The 18,984-nt window shown below is 62.2% G+C and carries 15 protein-coding genes; 6 read left to right on the forward strand and 9 right to left on the reverse strand.

Translation table 11 applies throughout. The features are described from left to right. Positions 1-4,288: S-layer family protein (locus CKW07_RS15220; RefSeq protein WP_141234455.1), on the forward strand; the 4,288-nt coding region annotated here is incomplete at its 5' end. Between the two features lie 160 nt (positions 4,289-4,448). Here CKW07_RS15220 and lapD read toward each other — a convergent pair. From lapD to CKW07_RS15240, 4 genes are all read right to left on the reverse strand, one after another. Continuing rightward, complete coding sequence (gene lapD, locus CKW07_RS15225) at positions 4,449-6,389, reverse strand: cyclic di-GMP receptor LapD (protein WP_095145627.1); 1,941 nt, start codon at positions 6,387-6,389, stop codon at positions 4,449-4,451. Between the two features lie 26 nt (positions 6,390-6,415). Next, positions 6,416-7,123 carry a cysteine protease LapG gene (gene lapG, locus CKW07_RS15230; RefSeq protein WP_095145628.1) on the reverse strand — a complete coding sequence of 236 codons (708 nt, stop codon included), beginning with the start codon at positions 7,121-7,123 and terminating at the stop codon, positions 6,416-6,418. A gap of 118 nt (positions 7,124-7,241) precedes the next feature. Next, positions 7,242-7,607, reverse strand: coding sequence for a YbaN family protein (locus tag CKW07_RS15235; protein WP_176465329.1), 366 nt, complete (start codon positions 7,605-7,607; stop codon positions 7,242-7,244). A 40-nt stretch (positions 7,608-7,647) separates the two neighbouring features. Beyond that, the gene (locus tag CKW07_RS15240; RefSeq protein WP_095080204.1) at positions 7,648-8,235 is read right to left on the reverse strand and encodes a YecA family protein; all 588 of its coding nucleotides are present in this window, start codon (positions 8,233-8,235) and stop codon (positions 7,648-7,650) included. A gap of 280 nt (positions 8,236-8,515) precedes the next feature. On the opposite strand from CKW07_RS15240, the gene recQ reads away from it, so the two are divergent. The 3 genes from recQ to CKW07_RS25855 all read left to right on the forward strand — a co-directional run bounded on the left by recQ (position 8,516) and on the right by CKW07_RS25855 (position 12,387). Continuing rightward, the gene (recQ, locus tag CKW07_RS15245) at positions 8,516-10,642 is read left to right on the forward strand and encodes a DNA helicase RecQ (RefSeq protein ID WP_095145630.1); all 2,127 of its coding nucleotides are present in this window, start codon (positions 8,516-8,518) and stop codon (positions 10,640-10,642) included. Positions 10,643-10,758: 116 nt separating this feature from the next. Then, a complete protein-coding gene (locus tag CKW07_RS15250) occupies positions 10,759-11,193 on the forward strand; it encodes a MarR family transcriptional regulator (RefSeq protein WP_095145631.1) in 435 nt (144 codons plus the stop codon). Between the two features lie 126 nt (positions 11,194-11,319). Next, positions 11,320-12,387: a FimV family protein gene (locus CKW07_RS25855; RefSeq protein WP_141234452.1), complete on the forward strand. Its 1,068-nt coding sequence runs from the start codon at positions 11,320-11,322 to the stop codon at positions 12,385-12,387. A 27-nt stretch (positions 12,388-12,414) separates the two neighbouring features. Here CKW07_RS25855 and CKW07_RS15260 read toward each other — a convergent pair whose 3' ends face one another. After that, complete coding sequence (locus CKW07_RS15260; RefSeq protein WP_095145633.1) at positions 12,415-14,604, reverse strand: patatin-like phospholipase family protein; 2,190 nt, start codon at positions 14,602-14,604, stop codon at positions 12,415-12,417. Positions 14,605-14,673: 69 nt separating this feature from the next. Between CKW07_RS15260 and CKW07_RS15265 the strand changes: the two genes are divergently transcribed. Beyond that, complete coding sequence (locus CKW07_RS15265; protein ID WP_095145634.1) at positions 14,674-14,961, forward strand: SelT/SelW/SelH family protein; 288 nt, start codon at positions 14,674-14,676, stop codon at positions 14,959-14,961. On the opposite strand, the gene CKW07_RS15270 is transcribed toward CKW07_RS15265, so the two are convergent. Together CKW07_RS15270 and CKW07_RS15275 are read right to left on the reverse strand one after the other, a co-directional pair. Beyond that, positions 14,955-15,848: a DMT family transporter gene (locus CKW07_RS15270; protein ID WP_095145635.1), complete on the reverse strand. Its 894-nt coding sequence runs from the start codon at positions 15,846-15,848 to the stop codon at positions 14,955-14,957. The two genes, CKW07_RS15265 and CKW07_RS15270, sit on opposite strands and share 7 nt — an antisense overlap. A gap of 94 nt (positions 15,849-15,942) precedes the next feature. Beyond that, positions 15,943-16,701 (reverse strand): AraC family transcriptional regulator, encoded by a 759-nt coding sequence (locus CKW07_RS15275; RefSeq protein WP_095145636.1) that lies wholly within the window; start codon positions 16,699-16,701, stop codon positions 15,943-15,945. A 400-nt stretch (positions 16,702-17,101) separates the two neighbouring features. On the opposite strand from CKW07_RS15275, the gene CKW07_RS15280 reads away from it, so the two are divergent. Beyond that, the gene (locus CKW07_RS15280) at positions 17,102-17,917 is read left to right on the forward strand and encodes a UDP-2,3-diacylglucosamine diphosphatase (RefSeq protein ID WP_095145637.1); all 816 of its coding nucleotides are present in this window, start codon (positions 17,102-17,104) and stop codon (positions 17,915-17,917) included. 29 nt (positions 17,918-17,946) lie between these two features. Here the strand turns inward: CKW07_RS15280 and CKW07_RS15285 are convergent, their stop codons facing one another. Both CKW07_RS15285 and CKW07_RS15290 read right to left on the reverse strand, forming a co-directional pair. Next, positions 17,947-18,537 (reverse strand): HD domain-containing protein, encoded by a 591-nt coding sequence (locus CKW07_RS15285; RefSeq protein ID WP_095145638.1) that lies wholly within the window; start codon positions 18,535-18,537, stop codon positions 17,947-17,949. A 44-nt stretch (positions 18,538-18,581) separates the two neighbouring features. After that, positions 18,582-18,893, reverse strand: coding sequence for an Mpo1-like protein (locus tag CKW07_RS15290; RefSeq protein WP_095145639.1), 312 nt, complete (start codon positions 18,891-18,893; stop codon positions 18,582-18,584). Positions 18,894-18,984 lie beyond the last annotated feature (91 nt).

Below are 18,984 nucleotides of genomic sequence, written 5' to 3' on the forward strand. Positions count from 1 at the left end.
AAACCTCGGCGACGGCTCGGCACCGGGCAGTTCAAACCTGACCCAGAGCGCTACCTTCACCGTCACGGCACTGGACGGCGTACAGACCCTGAGCGTCGGTGGCATCAACGTGGTGACTAACGGCGTGAACGCCGGCTTCCCGCAAACCTTCACCACCGGCCTGGGCAACACCCTGACCATCACCGGCTACGACTCGGCGAGCGGGCTGGTGAGCTACAGCTATACCCTCAACGACAACGAAAACCACCCGACCGCCAGCGGCACCAACAGCCTCAGCGAATCCTTTGCAGTGACGGTCACCGACAGCAACGGCACCACCGCGACTGACTCACTGGACGTGAGCATCGTCGACGATGTGCCGGCGGCGGTGAGTGACAGCAACGCGGGAACTGCCAGTGAAGCGCAAACCATCCTTAGCGGTAATGTGCTGAGCAATGACGTGCAAGGCGCCGATCGCGTGCCGACCGGGCCGATCACCTCGCAGACCGTCAACGGCACCTACGGCCAATTGGTCCTGGCGGCCAACGGCACCTACACCTACACCGTCGACACTGGCAACCCGGCGTTCCTGGCGCTGCAAACCAACGCCACTGAGACCTTCACCTACACCCTTACCGACGCTGACGGCGATACCAGCACCGCGACCCTGGTGCTCAATGTCCACAACAACGACGATCCGGTGACCATCACCGGGCTCCAGGTCGAGGGCGGTGAACTGACGGTCTACGAAAAAAACCTCGGCGACGGCTCGGCACCGGGCAGTTCAAACCTGACCCAGAGCGCTACCTTCACCGTCACGGCACTGGACGGCGTACAGACCCTGAGCGTCGGCGGCATCAATGTGGTGACTAACGGCGTGAACGCCGGCTTCCCGCAAACCTTCACCACCGGCCTGGGCAACACCCTGACCATCACCGGCTACGACTCGGCGAGCGGGCTGGTGAGCTACAGCTATACCCTCAACGACAACGAAAACCACCCGACCGCCGGCGGCAGCAACAGCCTCAGCGAATCCTTCAGCGTGACAGTCACCGACAGCAACGGCACCATCGCGACCGACTCGCTGGACGTGAGCATCGTCGACGACGTGCCAGCGGCCAAACCCGACAGCGGCTCCGTGATCGAAGGCACAACCCTCAATCTCGCGGTACTGGGTAACGACATCAATGGCGCCGACGGTGCGACCGTGGTGGGCGTGAGGGCTGGCAGCAATACCGCGACTCCGGCCAGCGGTGGCCTGGGCACCAACATCGGCGGCACCTATGGTTACCTGACCCTGGACGCCGCGGGCAACGCGGTATACCACAGTAATCCGGACTCGGTGACCCCACCGGGCGCCACCGACACGTTCGTCTACACCGTTCGTGATGCCGACGGCGATGAAAGCACCACCACCATCACCATCCATGTCACCGACAACGGTCTGACGGCGGTCGTTGACACGGATGTCACGGTCTACGAAAAAGCCCTGGACCTGACCCAGGACGGCCAGGACCTGGCCGCCGGTACCGTCACCGGCAGTGACCCGGGCAATACGGGGGAGACCTCCACCGGCACGTTGGTGGGCTCGGTCAGCGGTGGCAGTGGCGCGCTCACCTACACACTGGTGGGTAGCGACACCGGCAACTATGGGCAAATCGTGCTCAACCCGAACGGCACCTACACCTACACCCTGACCTCGGCGCCGAAAACCTTGCCCAACGCCAATGACGGGCCCAACACCCTGACAGAAAGCTTCACCTACAAGGCGACCGATGCCTTGGGCAATTCCACCACCAGTACCATCCTGGTGAACATCGTCGATGACGTGCCCAAAGCCGTGGCTGCCGAGCGCTCGGTGCCAGCGGTGGAGATCGACTCCAATCTGCTGCTGGTGATCGACGTGTCCGGCAGCATGGATCAGTCATCCGGTGTCCCGGGAGGTGGAACCCGGTTGGACCTGGCTAAAGCGGCCATCAGTGCGTTGCTCGACAAGTACGACGACTTGGGTGATGTCAAAGTGCAGATCGTCACTTTCAGCAGCAGCGCCACTAACAACACCTCGACGGTCTGGGTCGATGTCGCCACGGCCAAACTCATCGTTGCCGGCCTCTCAGCCGGCGGGGGGACCAACTACGATGCGGCGGTGGCAATGATGCAAACCGCGTTCAACAAAGCCGGAAAACTCACCGGTGCGCAGAATGTCGGCTATTTCTTCTCCGACGGTGCTCCGACATTGGGACAGGAAATCGGCACGGCCGACGAGACGGCGCTCAAGGCGTTCCTAGACGCCAATGACATCAACAACTACGCCATCGGCCTGGGCGCTGGGGTGAGTAACGCCAACCTCAATCCATTGTCGTACAACGGTGCTGTCCACACCGACACCAGTGCAGTGGTCGTGACCGACCTGGTGCAGCTCAACTCGGTGCTTTCGGGCACGGTGGTCGGCGCGCCGGTCACCGGCACATTGCTGGGCGAGGGCGGTACCTTCGGCGCCGATGGCGGCTTTATCAAATCCATCGTGATCGATGGGACCACCTACACCTACGACCCCCAAGGCAATACCAACGCCGGTTCGCTGACCTTCAGCGGTACCAACCGCGGGACCTTCAACACGGTCGACAACAGCATCAGCATCGCTACGACCAAGGGCGGTACCCTGGTGATCAACCTCGACACGGGTGATTACACCTACACCTCGCAGAAGACCACGTCGGTGCAGGTCACCGAGAGTATCGGCTTCACGGTCAGTGACAACGATGGCGACCTCGCCACTGCCACGCTGACGATCAATGTCATGCCGAACTTGGCGCCAGTGGCGGGGGATGACCACGTCATTACCAACGTGTTGTCGAGCAGCATCGTGGTACCGGGCGAGTTGTTGCTGGCGAACGACAGCGATGCCAATGGCAATCTGCTGACGGCTACACCAACGACCTTCAACACCGGCTGGATAGCTAAGGGCGCTGACTTTACCGGCACCGGGGCCATCAACTTCACCGGCACCAACAACAATAATGCCGCCAACCAGAACCTGGCGAACGTGCGCGCCTCCTTTGCCGGAGACGCGGCCACCATGACCGCGCTGCTGGTGATCAGCGGTTATCTGGGGGGCGTTTCCGCTAACAATGCCAACGATGAAGACGTGATCACCGTCAATCTGAAGCAGGGTGAAACCCTCAACCTGAACCACGACCTGGCGGCCGGGCGCATCACCATGGCGTACTCGCTCAACGGCGCCCCGTTCGTGGCGATTGCCGATGGCGATACCCTCGCCGCAGCGGCGGATGGTACCTACCAGATCCGCGTGATCAACGTCACCAACCCTAGCGGTGGCGGTGCGAACAACTCGGAAGACTACCAACTGACCATGACGGTCAACTATGCCGGCGCCCATGACGTGACAGCGGACTACCACGGCACCTACACCACCAACGATAACCATGGCGGCAGTGACACGGCCAACGTCACCATCAGTTATCAGGAAGGCAATACCCTCACCGGGACCTCGGGGGACGACGTGCTGGTGGCCGGTGCGGGCAACAACATGCTCAATGCCGGTGACGGCAATGACGTGCTCACGGCGGGCAACGGTAACAACGAGTTGCACGGCGGCGCGGGCAATGACCTGTTGTTCAGTGGTACCGGCACCGACCTGCTCGACGGTGGCACAGGCACCGACACCGCCAGCTACGCCCATGCCACATCGGCGGTGACCGTCAATCTGGGGCTGTTGGGTGCACAGGGCACCGGTGGTGCGGGCTCCGATACCCTGAGCGCTATCGAGAATCTGACCGGCTCCAATTTCAACGACACCCTGACCGGCAATGGCAACGCCAACGTCATCACCGGTGGCTTGGGGCACGACGTGCTCAATGGTGGCGATGGTGACGACGTGCTGATCGGCGGGTTGGGCAACAACACCCTGAGCGGTGGCCAGGGCGTCGACACCTTCCAGTGGTCGCAAGGTAACAGCGGGCATGACCTGGTCACCGACTTCACGCCGGGTACCGACAAGCTCGACCTGTCGCAGTTGCTGCAGGGCGAAAACGCTACCACGGCCTCGCTGGATGACTACCTGCACTTCACCGTCACCGGCAGCGGCGCCTCACTGGTCACCAGCATCGACGTCAGTGCCAAGGCCGGTGCCGCGCCGACCCAGACCATCGATCTTGCAGGCGTCAACCTGGCCGATCACTACGGCGTCACGCCTGGGGCGGGCGGGGTGGTTGCCGGTGGGCACGACACCGCCACCATTATCAATGGCATGCTCAGCGACCATTCGCTGAAGGTGGATACCGTCTGACCTGAAACGACAGGACAATGCTGTTCAGTCAAGCGAACGCCGCCCCTTGTAGGAGCAGCCGGTCGACGCTCGAGTGCTCGCGATGACCGTGAGAGCGACGTGGGGCGTCCAGGCCGCACGCGTTATCGAGCGACCATCGCGAGCACAGTGCTGGTGGATATCACATCGGCTGTGGTGGTCCGATCAACCGGCCCATCGCCCCGAACACCCCTAATCCCCTGAGTGCTTCCAGCTCGCCATGGGTCTCGACCATTTCCGCGATCAATGGCAAGTCGATGCTGTTGGTGGCGCGGAAAATCGCTTCGATGAACAGGCGTTTGTCGTTTTGCCGATCGATGGCGCGGATGTAGCTGCCGTCGATTTTCAGGTAGGCCAGGCCCAGTTGGGTGAGGTTGCCGATCTGGTTGAAGCTGCCGCCGAAGTGTTGCAGGCCGATGTGGTAGCCGGTGTTGTGCAGGCTTTGGCTCAACTGGCGCAGCTCTTCAGGCGGTGGTAACTGGCGTTCGTCGATTTCCAGGGTCAGCAGTGGCGCAAGGTCTGGCAGGGCCTCGAGCGTGTCGAGCAGGATACGCAGTTGGCTGGCATCGCTCAGGGTACTGCCGGACAGGCTCAGGGCCAGCGGCTGGCGGTGTTCGGCGAGGTACTCCAGGGTGTTTTCGAGCATGGCCAGGTCAAACCGCGCGGTCCAGCCGAGGCGTTCGATCCAGGGCAGGAAGTGCCCGGCGGCAATGGCTTCGCCCTGCGGGTCGAGCAGGCGTGCCAATACCTTGTGATGCAACAGTTGCCGGGTGTCGGCGCATTGCACCACCGGCTGGAAGTACAGCTGCATCTTGCCATGGGTCAGGGCGTCGTCGATCCAGGTGCGCCAGTCATGCTGGGTCTGGTTCGGTGCAGTGTCGGACCGGGCCAGGTATACCCATGGCCGCTCCGGTTGTCGCTGTGCCTGGGTCAAGGCTTGATCGAGACGCAGCCATACATCGCCTGATGTCTCGCCCGGCGCGTAGGCGACGATCCCCAGGTGGGCGACGGGTGTGCAGTCGCTGGCTCCTGTCAGGCGCAGGTTCTCCAGGGTGGCGCTGATCTCGCTGGCCAGGCGCGCCGCGTCCTGGGTGTCCAGGCCCGGTGTCAGCAGGCTGAACTCTCCACCACGATTGCGCGCGGCCAGCCAGGTGTGACGTTCAGGTTGTTGAGCCAGGCGCTTGAGCAACTGGCCAATGGCGCCGATCAGCGCATCGGTGCGCTGGCCACCCAGTCGCTGGTTCAGGCCGGTCAGGTCGTTGACCCGCAGCATCAGTAAATGCCCGGTACGGCTTTGTTCGGAAACCAACAGTTGATCGGCCAGTTGCTCGTCGAGCAGGCGCCGGTTGGCCAGCCCCGTCAGGCTGTCCTGATAGGATTCGGCGCGCAGTTTTTCGCTGCGGGCGGCCTCTTCGGCGAACAGCCCCTTGAGCTTTTCGACCATCTGGTTCATCGCCAGCATCACCCGCTTGAGTTCCGGGGTGTTCGGCAGTTTGGGGGCGCTGAGAAACTCCCGGTGGCTGATGGCTTCGGCCTGCTTGACCATGGTGTCCAGCGGACGCAATTGTCGGCGCAGCAGCCAGCCACCAAACACGGCACTGAGCAAGCCGCACAGCAGTAACCAGATCAGGCTGCCCAGGGTGCTGTCCCACAGTTTGGCCAGGGCAAACTGCGGATTGCTCAGCACTTCGACCCGTGCGGCCTGCTCCCAGCCGCGCATGATCAGCGCATCGCCGCCCTGGGGGCGCAGGTCGACCAGTTTGACGAACCAGCCCGGTATGCCTTCGGACGCGGCAGTGGCAGTGCGCTCCACCATGATCTTCTCGTCTTCGATGTTGACCACGCGGATGCTGGAAAAATAGCCGCTGTCGAAGATCGAACTGACCATCAGTTCAATCATCGCCGGGTCGTCGATCTGTGTGGTCAGCGACAACCCCAACGCGGTGGCGGCATCCTGGGCGTGGGAGCGCAACTGGCCGAGCATCTGCTCGCGCGAGCTTTCCAGGCCGACAAAAAAACTGCCACTGAAAGCCACCAGCAGAAACAGGCAGATGGCCAGGAACAACTGTTTGAGTAGCGACATGCGGCGCTCCTTGTTGATCTGCGGTGTCAGCCATCACCCACGGCGAATCCTTCGACCTGCATCTTTTGCAGCACATCCTGCCAGCGCGACAGTCTTTTCGAGTCGCCGCTGCGTTTGCCACCGTTGGCACCCGGCATGTACAAGCCTTCGGCGTTGAAGGCGTACACCGGCAGCAGGTCTTTGCGTTGGGAGGCGGGACGGATTTCACCGATCAGGTTGTCCAGCACCAGTGGATCGGCCGTGGGGCTGGCGTAGTAGGTCAGCACCATGTGTGCCTGATTCTGGGTCAATGCCTTGACGTAGGTAATGCGCAGTTTTTCGCTGGGAACACCGAGTTGGCGCAGGCTGAAATACTTGGCCAGGGCGTAGTCTTCACAGTCACCGGCGCCCTTGACCAGCGATTCGACAGGGGTTGCCCAGTAATCGGTCTGACGCCACACACGGGTGTCGTCCTGAAAACTCAATTGCTGGTTGAAGAAGCGATTGACCGCGCTCAGTTGCTCGCGCTCGGGATCCGCTGATTCACTTTGCAGCATCTGGTTCCATGCCTCGATCCGTCCTTTTGCGGGGCCCAGCGTGCCGTAGCGTTTTTCGGCCGTTTGCAGGATTTGCCCGAAGTTCCAGTTCGCCCGGACGCTGCCCAGCCCCGCCAGCAAGAAAACTGTCAACAACAAGCATCCACCGAACCGAAGTCGGAGCGTTGACCTTCCTGGACTACGCGGACTAAGGAGCATGTCAGGCTGCTCGCATGCAGATGCCTGGAGTTTAGGCGCTGTTTGGTGAAAGGCAGGGCGGATCGTCGGTTGAGAGGCGAGTGGGCGGCGGGCTGCTGTTGTCAGCAGGAGCTCGCACTCAAGGTTTGCTCAGGGTCTTCTGGCGCAGGATGTACACCGTCACCAGCACGGCGCTGGTCAGCATGAACGCGCGTGCCCACGGCAGCGGTACGAGCAAGCACGACAGGCCGATGCTCAGCCACATCAGGCCAATGGCGTAGACCTTGCCCTTGAGCGGGATGCCATTGCCGTCCAGGTAGTCGCGAATCCAGGGGCCCAGGCGAGGGTGTTCGACCAGCCATTGGTAGAAACGCGGTGAACTGCGGGCGAAGCAGGCGGCTGCCAGCAACAGGAATGGCGTGGTGGGCAATACGGGCAGGAAGATGCCGATCACTCCCAGCGCTACGCTTAGCCAGCCTATGGCCAGCAGCACGTAGCGCTGCATCAGGGAGCGGTTGCCTATGGGATCAGCCACAGGCGGGGACTCAGTGATGGCGAGGCTTGAGGATCGCCGGTTTTTCGTCCGGGGCGTTGCACAGCAGGTACAGCGCGGTCAGCGCTTCCGGGATCTGCACGATCATGTCGTCCATCAGGTTGGCATCGGCCGCGATGTCGGAGAACTCTGGCTGTTCATCGAACAGGCCGGAACCGACCATGATCGGCAGCAGCATTTCGCTGACTTCATCTTCGGCGGTTTCGAACCAGGCTTCTTCGCGCAGGAACACGCCTTCCATGAAACCGATGCACCAGCCGCGCAGTTCGGAGTCATCCGGCTCGTCGCCCAGATCCAGGTCGCACGGCAGCTCGAATTCTTCATCGGCGGCCAGTTGACGGGCGATGTGAGCCTTGAGCGCCACCAGGGTCGACTCGATTTCCACGCGCTGGGCTTCGCTGCTGTAGTGCGGTTCTTCAGCGAACAGGGCGTCGATCCACTCACGCTCCGGCACGCTTTCGGAACAGATCGACAGGGCGGTCAGGTAGCCGTGGGCGGCCACGTAGTCCAGCGCCTCGTCATGCAGCTCGTCGGCGTCGAGGAAGACTTGCAGGCGGGTTAGTTGCTCAGCGAAGGACATTGGGAGGGCTACCTTGGGAATATACGATGACCAATTCTAGGCGTTCTTGAGCGCTCAGGCCAGCCGCGTGGCGGATTTGCCTGCATTGCACGGGCATTCGTCGCACCAGGGGCAAACCTCAACAGCCCCCGGGGCCGGTCGGGTATACTCGCGCGTTTTGCAAAGCCCTGCAGGCGCCGCTGTCACCCGGGACAAATCCACTTACGGATCTGTCCGTGAACAATGCGGTTTTTTGATCCAGCCTGTGTCCAGGGATATTCAGCACCATTTGGAGTTTTTCATGCTCGAACAGGCTCAGCGCGTCCTCAAGGACATCTTCGGCTACGACAGTTTCCGTGGCCGCCAGGGTGCCATTATTGAGCGCGTGGCCAGCGGCGGCGACGCCTTGGTGCTGATGCCTACCGGTGGCGGCAAATCCTTGTGTTTCCAGGTGCCGGCACTGCTGCGCGAAGGCCTGGCGGTCGTGGTTTCGCCGTTGATTGCGCTGATGGACGATCAGGTCGCGACCCTGGACGAACTGGGTGTTGCCGCCGCGGCCCTCAATTCGACCCTGAGCCCCGAGCAGCAACGTGACCTGGCCGCACGGATCAAGCGTGGCGAAGTGAAAATGCTGTACCTGGCACCAGAACGCCTGGTCCAGCCGCGCATGCTGGCGTTCCTGCAAAGCCTTGATATTGCGCTGTTCGCCATCGACGAAGCCCACTGCGTTTCGCAATGGGGTCATGACTTCCGCCCCGAATACCTGCAACTGGGCCAGTTGGCCGAGCTGTTTCCCCATGTACCGCGCATCGCCCTGACCGCCACTGCCGACAAGCGGACCCGTGAAGAGATCGTCACGCGCCTGCACCTGCAGGACGCCGAGCGCTTCCTGTCGAGTTTCGACCGGCCGAACATCTTCTATCGCATCGTGCCCAAGGAGCAGCCGCGCAAGCAATTGCTCGCGTTTCTTTCCGAGCGCCGCAGCGATGCGGGCATTGTCTATTGCCTGTCGCGCAAGAAAGTCGACGAAGTGGCCGCGTTCCTCTGCGAGCAGGGCTACCCGGCATTGCCGTACCACGCAGGCTTGGCCAATGACTTGCGGGCCTATCACCAGAAGCGCTTCCTCAACGAGGAAGGCCTGATCATGGTGGCCACCGTGGCGTTCGGCATGGGCATCGACAAGCCCAACGTGCGGTTTGTCGCGCACCTGGACTTGCCCAAGTCCCTTGAGGCGTACTACCAGGAAACCGGCCGGGCGGGGCGTGACGGCCTGCCGGCGGACGCCTGGATGGCCTACGGCCTGCAGGACGTGCTGATGCTCAAGCAGATGCTGCAAAACTCCGAAGGCGACGAGCGTCACAAGCGCCTGGAGCAGCACAAGCTCGACGCCATGCTCTCGCTGTGTGAAGAAACCCGTTGCCGCCGTCAGACCTTGCTGGCCTATTTCGATGAAGACATGCCCCAGCCCTGCGGCCACTGCGACAACTGTGTCGACGGTGTGCAGACCTGGGATGCGACCGAACCGGCCCGTCAGGCCTTGTCGACGATCTACCGTACCGGTCAGCGCTATGGCGTCGGGCATCTGGTGGAGGTGCTGCTGGGCAAGGACAACGAAAAGGTGCGTAGCGCCGGTCATCAGCACTTGTCGGTGTTTGGCGTCGGCAAGGCGCGGGCAGAAAGTGAGTGGCGCTCGCTGTTCCGGCAACTGGTGGCGCGCGGCTTGGCCGACATCGACCTGGAAGGCTACGGCGGCCTGCGATTGAGCGACAGTTGCCGGCCGTTGCTCAAGGGCGAAGTGACCCTTGAGCTGCGCCGCGACCTCAAGCCGCAAACCACCGCCAAGAGCAGTACCAGCCAGGCCAGCCAGCTGGTGCGCCTGGAGGAGCGCGAGCAGTGGGAAGCCCTGCGCGCCTTGCGTCGCAAGCTCGCCGAAGAGCACGGTGTGCCGCCTTACGTCATCTTCCCCGATTCCACCTTGCTGGAAATGCTCCGCAGTCAACCCGGCACCCTGGCGGAAATGGCCAGGGTCAGTGGTGTCGGCGCGCGCAAGCTGGAGCGCTATGGCGACGCGTTCCTCGAGGTCCTGGGCGGTCAGGCCGAGGCGCCGAAAGTGGTGGCCGACCTGCGCCACGAACTGATTACCCTGGCCCGTGCCGGCATGACACCCGTGCAGATTGCCGGTCAGTTGCAGTGTTCGGAAAAGAACGTTTACACGATGCTCGCCGAGGCCATTGGCAAACAGCAACTGTCGCTGGAACAGGCGCTGGATCTGCCGGAGGACCTGCTAAGTGAAGTCCAGGATGCGTTCCTGGACGGCGAGGGCGAGTTGCCGCCCGTGGCCGAGGTCGCTGGCGTGTTCGCCGGGCGGGTTCCTGAGGGCGTGTTGTACTGCGTGAGGGCGGCCTTGCAGTCAGAGTTCGAAATGTGAGCAAACACTTCTCATGATGTAACGATTCAGTACATAGGCGCCCTTGCTTCGAGTCGAGGGTCATGCTTAGCTGACTAATAATTAGTTTTCTATTTCAGTCTAATCATGAGTTTTTTATGCCGTTAACCGATCAGCACCGTTTTGGCATGCAGTTGGCGCAGATGTCTCGCGGCTGGCGCGCCGAACTGGATCGTCGTCTCGCCGGCCTGGGCCTGTCCCAGGCACGTTGGCTGGTGCTGTTGCACCTGGCGCGTTTCGAGCAGGCCCCCACCCAACGGGAATTGGCGCAAAGCGTGGGGGTTGAAGGCCCGACCCTGGCGCGTTTGCTCGACAGTCTGGAAACCCAGGGGCTGGTGCAACGTCAGGCGGTGGTAGAAGACCGCCGGGCGAAAAAAATCGTCCTCTGCCCCTCGGCCTGTCCGTTGATCGAACAAATTGAAACCATTGCCACCGCATTGCGCCACGAACTGTTCGCCGGCGTCGACGAAGCGGATTTGAAGGTGTGCATGCGGGTTCACGGGCACATCCTGGCCAACCTCGAAAAATCCTGAGGCATATCCCCCCGGCAGACGTTTGAGACACCCCCTTGGGCAAACTATAAGAACTACCTGGCAATAACGTGTTCGTACAGCCAGTGCGAATACGCAGGGGTGGTTCCGGTTTTCCAGGGGATGTTCATGTTCAAGTGTTATCCGGCCGCGTGGCGGCATTACCTGCATGTGCTTCTGACAAGTGGCGCGCTGTGTTACTCGACGGCGACACCTGCGTTGGGATTGGGCGAAATCTCCCTGCACTCGGCGTTGAACCAGCCCCTCGTGGCAGAGATTGCACTGCTCGATGCGCAGGCACTGGCTGAAGGTGAGCTGTCGGTCGGCCTGGCCACTGCCGATGAGTTCAACCGAGCGGGTATCGAGCGGGTGGGCCTGCTCAACGATCTTCGCTTCACCCCCGTGTTGCGCGGCGAACGCAGCGTGATTCGGGTGACCTCCAATAAGCCCGTCAATGAACCCTTCCTGAATTTTCTGCTGCAACTCGACCAGCCCCAAGGCCGAGTGGTGCGCGAGTACACCGTGCTGATCGATCCTCCGGGTTCCCCGGGGATCGTGCCGTTGGCTGGCGTCGAGCCTGTCCCGGTAGCGCGCTCGCCCGCCGAAGATGTCGTACCGGCCCAGTCCCCGGTCATGTCCTCCAGTGACGGGCCTGGAGTGGTTGATCCGACACAGGAACAACTGGCCGCCAGCGTTCTGCAGAACCAGCAGTTGCAACTCTCCATCGATGAGTTACGCGCCGGCTTGCAAACCCGGGATGATCAAATCGCCCGTCAGCACCAGCAATTCAGCGAGCTGCAGGCGCAATTGGCCGAAGCCCGGCAGCCTCGGTCCGAGGCGGTCGCACCCTTGCCCGTCGCTGTTGCCCCGTTGAGCGAGAACGGCAAGGACTCGACGCCGTGGCGGCTCATCGCCTTGTCGGGGTTTGGCGGGCTGTTGTTACTCGGGTTGTTTTTACGCCATCAGCGACGGCAGGTGGCGGACCTGCCGGAACCTGATGTCCCTCATCAACCGCTGCCGGTGATCGAGCCCAGGCCGCTGGTGGAGCGGTCGATAGAACCCATTGCCCCGGATACGACGGACCGGTTGCCGTTGAAAAACGACGATCTGTCGATGGACCTGCAGTGGGAGCTGGTCAATCCGTTCGACAGTGCGCCGGATCCCGCAAGGCCCACTGCAATCAATGCCGATCGCTAGGCGTCAGGCGCTGTGCCTGGCCACGGGTCAGAACGTTTGCCCAAGGTTCATGTAGATCGCTTGTTCGTCTTCATCGTTGAAGCCATAACTGAAGTTCAGCGGCCCCAGGGGCGTATCGAAACCGAAGAACACGCTGGCCGCGTTGATGTACCCACTGTCGAATTCGTTGTCGTTGTTCCAGGCCCGACCGCGCTCCAGCGATGCGCCCAGGTACAGCGGGAAGTCCAGCGGCAGGTAGGCGCGCGGCGTCAGGCGACGGTAGTAGATGGCGCGAGTCAGGCTGACGTTCTGGCCGGAAATCGAATCCTGGCGAAAGCCCGACAGTTGCCGGGCACCGCCCAGGACGAAGCTGGAGGTGACCACGTCGGCGGTATCCAGGGTGCGTCCGTAGCGACCGCCAAAGACGTAGGTGTCCGGGCCGAAGCTCAGGGCCTTGTCCAGTTTGAAATCCCACTGACGGTAACGGCTGTCGGAACCCAGCCCGGGTTCGAACTCGCGGAAGGACAGGCCAATGTCTTCGCCGGCATGGGGGAAGTAGACGTTGTCCAGTGAGTCGAACGAGTACTTGAGCTCATAGAACCCTTCGTTGAAGCTCTCGCTGGGCAGGCTCTGGTCGCCAATGCGTACATCCGCATTGCCCCAGGCTTCGCCGACGCCCAGGCGAATCTCACCACTGTTGCCGATCTGCCGCCCCAGGTTCAGGCCAAAGCCATAGCGCTCAAGGCGATACTCGGCAATCGGGTCGTTTTCCAGGATGGCTTCCACGTTCTGCGACTCGATGGCGGCATAAGGGGCAACGAAGTAGCGCGAACCCACGTCCAGTGGCTGGTAGAACTCGGTGTACAGCTCTTGCTGGTCACCGATCTGAGCACGGGTCAGCCATTCGGCACCGAGGCTGTTGATGCCGTTCACGCGGTAGCTGGCGCCAATGTTGAAGGCGCTGTCGCCCTTCATGTCGTCGGACAGGTTCAGCCCCAGGCGCAGGTAGTCGGTGCCCGTGCGCTTGCCGCGTGCGCGGATCACCAGTGTGTGATCCTGCCCCTTGTGGACCACGCGGTACTGCACCAGGTCGAAGTAGTCCAGGCCATACAGCGTGCCCATGTCGGTTTGCAATCGGCCGATGTCCAGCGGTTCGCCGACTTTCTGCCGAATGTAGTAGCGGATTACGTCGTCGCCGACTTTCGAATCGTTTTCAACCCGGATGGCGTTGATGACGGGCGTGCGCTGGCCGGGTGCCCTGGCGGCGGTCAGTTCGGCATCCTCCGGTGTGGCGGGGCCCAGGGCAGCGAGGCGTGCGTCGAGGAGGCGCGTGGCACGATAGCCGGCATCGATCATCTCCCGGGCCTTGCCGAAATCGGTGACGCCAAAACTGGCCAGTGGTGGCTGGACCAGTATGTCGTCCTTGTGCAGGGTGGCCAGCTGTTCTTCGGAGTTGCGGCGGGTCATGAGGGTGATCGACTGGTTCAGCACGTCGACCACCGACGTCATCTGCTTGCGGGTGCGCAGCGGGGTGCCGATGTCGACCACGATGGCGAGGTCGACGCCCATCTCGCGGGCTACGTCCACCGGAATATTGTCGGTCATGCCGCCGTCCACCAGCAGGCGACCGTCGAGTTCGACCGGGGCGAACACGGCCGGTATCGACATGCTGGCGCGAATCACCTGGGGCAGGTGGCCCTTGCGAAAGACCACCTTCTCCCCGCTGGCGATATCGGTCGCCACTGCGCGGAAGGGTATCGGCAGCTTGTCGAAATCCCGGGTATCGCTGGTGTGAGCCAGCAGACTCTCGAGTAGCAACGTCAGGTTCTGCCCCTGGATCACCCCCAGCGGCAGGCCGAGGCTGCCGTCATCGCGAAAGCTCAGCTGCTGCTTGACCAGAAAGTCGCGGTCATCCTGTTTACGGCGAAACGGTATGTCGGCGCGGGGCGGCGCGTCGGACAGTGCCTGCTGCCAGTCGATGCCCAGGGCCAGCTTTTCCAGTTCGTCGATCTTGTAACCCGAGGCATACAGGCCGCCAATGACCGCTCCCATGCTGGTGCCGGCGATCGCATCAATCTTGATGCCTTGTTCCTCCAGCGCCTTGAGCACGCCAATATGGGCCAGGCCGCGCGCGGCGCCGCCCGACAGTACCAGGCCGATTTTCGGCCGTGGCGCTTGCTCGGCAAGCACGAACAAGGGCATCAGGCACAGCAACAGGCAGGACAACAGGCGGCGCATCGGCAATCTCGGGCGAACGGTAAAGGCGGTTATTATAGGACGCCACCGACCTCAGGAGTTTCGCGCGTCATGACCGTCAGCAAACCGGAAGTAGTCATCACCTATTGCACGCAATGCCAATGGCTGTTGCGTGCCGCCTGGCTGGCCCAGGAGCTGCTCAGCACTTTCGCTGACGACCTGGGCAAAGTGTCCCTGGTGCCGGGAACCGGCGGCGTGTTCCAGATCAGCTGCGACGGCGTGCAGATCTGGGAGCGCAAGGCCGACGGTGGTTTCCCTGAGGCCAAGGTCCTCAAGCAGCGGGTACGAGACCAGATCGATCCAGAGCGCGATCTGGGTCACAGCGACAGGACTCAGTGAGGGACCGCTTCTGCGGACACGGCCTTGTTGCCTGAACTCCCCGACAGGCTGCTGGATACCACGATGGCGACGATGATCAACGCACCACCGATCAGCATCCGCAGCGTCGGGTCTTCGCCGAACAGCAGCCACGCCACCGTGATCCCGTAAACCGGCTCCAGGGCGAACACCATCGCCGCCGTACGCGCCTTGATCACTGCCAGGCTGGCCACGAACAGGCTGTGGGCGAGGCCGGTACAGAACACCCCCAACAGGCCTATCCACAGCCAGTCGAGGGCACGTACCTCACTCAAGCCAGGTGCCGCTACCGGCAGCAGGCACAGTGCGACGACCACGTTCTGGCACAGCGCCGCCTGTACTGCCGGGATGCGCCCCGAACTGGCGCGGTTGGTCAGCGACAGCAGGGCGAATAACAGGCCTGAGCCCACGGCCCAGAGCAGGCCGATGGTGGCTTCGCTGGCCAGGTCGAAGGCCGGGGTGACCAGCACCAGGCCAATGCTCACTAGGACCACCAGCAGTATTTCGTTGGCGCGGATCCGCTCGCGGAAGATCAAACCCTCCAGGATCACGGTGAACGCCGGGAAGCTGGCAAACCCCAGGGTCGCAATCGCCACGCCGGCAACCTTCACCGCAATGAAGAAGCTCACCCAATGCCCGGCCAGCAGCAGGCCGCTGAGCAGCAGGCGGCGGGTGTCCACGGCGCGCATTTTCTGCCAGCCGGTGTTGCTGGCGAAACGGGCAAAGCAGGCCAGGGCAATCACGGCGAAGGCCGCCCGACCGAAGACGATGATGGCGGGGGAAGCGGCGGCGAGTTTGCCGAACACACCGGTCAGGCCAAACATCAGTGCACCGATATGCAGGGCGCCAAGGGCGGTACGCGGAGTCATTGCAATCCTTAATACGAAGACACAGGCATGGGGCCACTTTAAGGGGCGGACCACAGGGGTGTCTGTCGCCAGACTCGCGATTTTTAGCGCCAGTCTAGCGTTCTGTCTCGGCTCGGCGCAGTTTGCCGGGGGAAGCACCGAACTCGCGAGTGACGGCGGCGGCGAAAGCGCTTTGCGAGCTATAGCCAACCCGCAAGGCGACTTCACCGATGGGCAGCGCGGTTTCGCGCAACAGCTTCACGGCGATGTGCAGGCGACGGCTGCGGATGTAATCCATGGGCGTCTGCCCGCATTCGGCGACAAAGCGTGCGTGCACCCGCGCACTGGAAAGTCCGGCAACGCGCGCCAGGTCGGCGACTTGCAGAGGGTAGGCGGCGTATTGGTCGATGTGCGCATTGAGTGCGGCGTAGGGTAGGCGTCTGCCGGCCATCTGGCTTGGTGCGGCGTTGTTGAGGCTGGCAAGCAACAACACGGCGCCCTGCTGGGCAATCAGCGGGTCGTCCACCGGGCTGCTCGCCAGCCAGCTCACCAACTGGCTTTGCCCAGCGTCCAGCGGCAGGCGCCCGGGGGTGTCGAGCAGGCGTCGGCTGGCATCGGCGTGCTCGCCCAGCGAGTGGGATACCCATTGATCGCTCGGCACGTCGAGCACCAGGCAACGGCTGCCATTGGCGCTGCCACAGGCGTGGTGGGCACCGGACGGCACCACCACGAAGCTTTGTTGTACCACTTGGCTACCGCGGCCGCCGACCTCGAAGTCGAGCGCGCCCGACAGGCCGAACACCAGTTGTGCGTGGTCGTGGCTGTGGACGATCAAGTCGTGGCTGTAGTGGCGTAGCGTGAGGATCGGTCTCATCGCGGTCTCCTAGGGTCTGTTGACGTTTGGTGGCGGCCGCGACGGATGCCCGCTTGGTGCAGGGCAAGGCGCGAGGAACGCGGTTTGGTTGTTCCAAATAAGTTCCGAGCAACGCAGCCCTGCACCAAGCGGGCCCCGTCCCTTCGGGTTGCGTGCCAACGTGGGCGAGGCTGCGTTGCGGGATTTGCCAAGGGAACAACCATTGGCGGCATCCCGCGCCTTGCCTCGCCCACGTTGGCCCAGCAACGCGGTTCGCCACCAAACGTCAACAGACCCTAGGCAGACCGGCAGTTTACACCGCTCGCCCCCTGGTACGGGCTGTCATCGGACTGCCGCATTTTTGTCATGGTCTATTAATCGCTGCGGGGCAAGCTTGCAAAAAATCTCGCAGAGGTTGCCCATGACCCGTGCCGAACTCGCCAAACCCAGCCGTAAACAACGCGTGCGCACCTTGTGGATCTCTGATGTGCACCTGGGCACCCGGGATTGCCAGGCCGGGCATTTATCGCAGTTCCTCAAGGGCTACCACGCCGACAAGGTGTACCTGGTCGGTGACATTATCGATGGCTGGAAGCTGCGCAGCGGTATGTATTGGCCCCAGGCGCACACCAACGTGATCCGTCGCCTGCTGACCATGAGCAAGCGCGGCACCGAGGTGATTTACGTCACCGGTAACCATGACGAGTTCCTGCGGCGTTACTCGAAGCTGATGCTGGGCAATATCCAGTTGGTGGACGAGGCCGTGCATGTCACCGCAGATGGCCGGCATCTGTTGGTGATTCACGGCGACCAGTTCGATGTGATCACCCGTTATCACCGCTGGCTGGCGTTTCTGGGGGACTGGGCCTACGAGTTCACGTTGACCCTCAATCGCTGGCTCAATCACTGGCGTGCTCGATACGGCTACGGTTACTGGTCGTTGTCGGCTTACCTCAAGCACAAGGTCAAAACCGCCGTCAGCTTTATCAGCGATTTCGAAGAGGCCATTGCCCACGAGTGCGTCAAGCGCGGGTTGCACGGAGTCGTTTGCGGGCACATTCACCACGCGGAAATCCGCAAGGTCGGTGGCGTGGACTACCTCAACTGCGGGGATTGGGTGGAGTCCTGCACCGCGCTGATCGAGCATTGGGATGGCACGATCGAGCTGTACCGGCTGGCGGACGCCCAGGCGCGTGAGGCACAACTGAGCGCGGTGAAGGTGGCAGAGCCGGCGTAAACGTCTCACCGCCGGCAACCGGCCGGTCTTCAGGCCGGGGCGTGTTCTTCCAGCACCGCGGTATAGATCGAGTTTTTCGGCCGGGTAAACAGGCGCTCCATCATCGGCTCGAAGAAACTCAGGGGGAGCGTCTCGTACGCAGGGTCAAAGGCCGCCGCATCGTACCTGGCGCAAAACTCGATGGTCTGCCGGTACTGCGGGTGCTCGCTGAACTGCTCACGTAGGTGCCGATCCATGCCCAGGTAATGGAAGAAGTAGTAGCCCTGGAAAATCCCGTGCTTTTCCACCATCCACAGGTTTTCGGCGCTGACGAAAGGTCTGAGAATCGCCGCGGCAATGTCCGGGTGGTTGTAACTGCCGAGGGTGTCACCAATATCATGCAAGAGCGCGCACACGACGTACTCCTCATCGCGGCCATCGCGCCAGGCGCGGGTAGCGGTTTGCAATGAGTGGGTGAGGCGATCAACCGGGAAGCCGCCAAAGTCACCCTCCAGCAACTTCAGGTGCGCCACGATCCGTTTCGGCAATTGCCTGGCGTAGGCGCTGAAGTCCGCTGCAATGATGGCCCAGTCTTCCTGCGTGCCATCCTTCATGTGGGTGAAACGGGCCTGTGCGTTCATCGGCTATCCTCTTATTGTGTTGATTGAGCCCGGGCTCAAGGCCACTAGAACGGCACCTTGCCCGCCAGCATGTCGCGGTACATGACGAAATCGCCGAGCAGGCTGTAAAGCGGGTGTCGGAAGGTCGCCGGACGGTTCTTCTCAAAGAAAAAGTGGCCAACCCAGGCGAAGCTGTAGCCGGCCAGCGGCAAGGCCAGCAACCACCACCAGGCGCCTTTGACGATGGCGATGGCGAAGATCAGCATCACCAGGCTGGTGCCGACAAAATGCAACCGACGGCAGGTGCTGTTGCTGTGCTCGCCGAGGTAATACGGGTAGAACTCGGCGAAGCTGTTGAAATGTCTTATGTTTTCCACGACTGCATTCTCTGTGGCTTGGGTGCTGTTGATCGGATGTTCTGCGGGGATCTTATTTGAGTCTAGAGTCATCATTGGCCACAGCCAGTGA

This window comes from Pseudomonas sp. Irchel s3b6, from assembly GCF_900187415.1.
Classification (GTDB): domain Bacteria; phylum Pseudomonadota; class Gammaproteobacteria; order Pseudomonadales; family Pseudomonadaceae; genus Aquipseudomonas.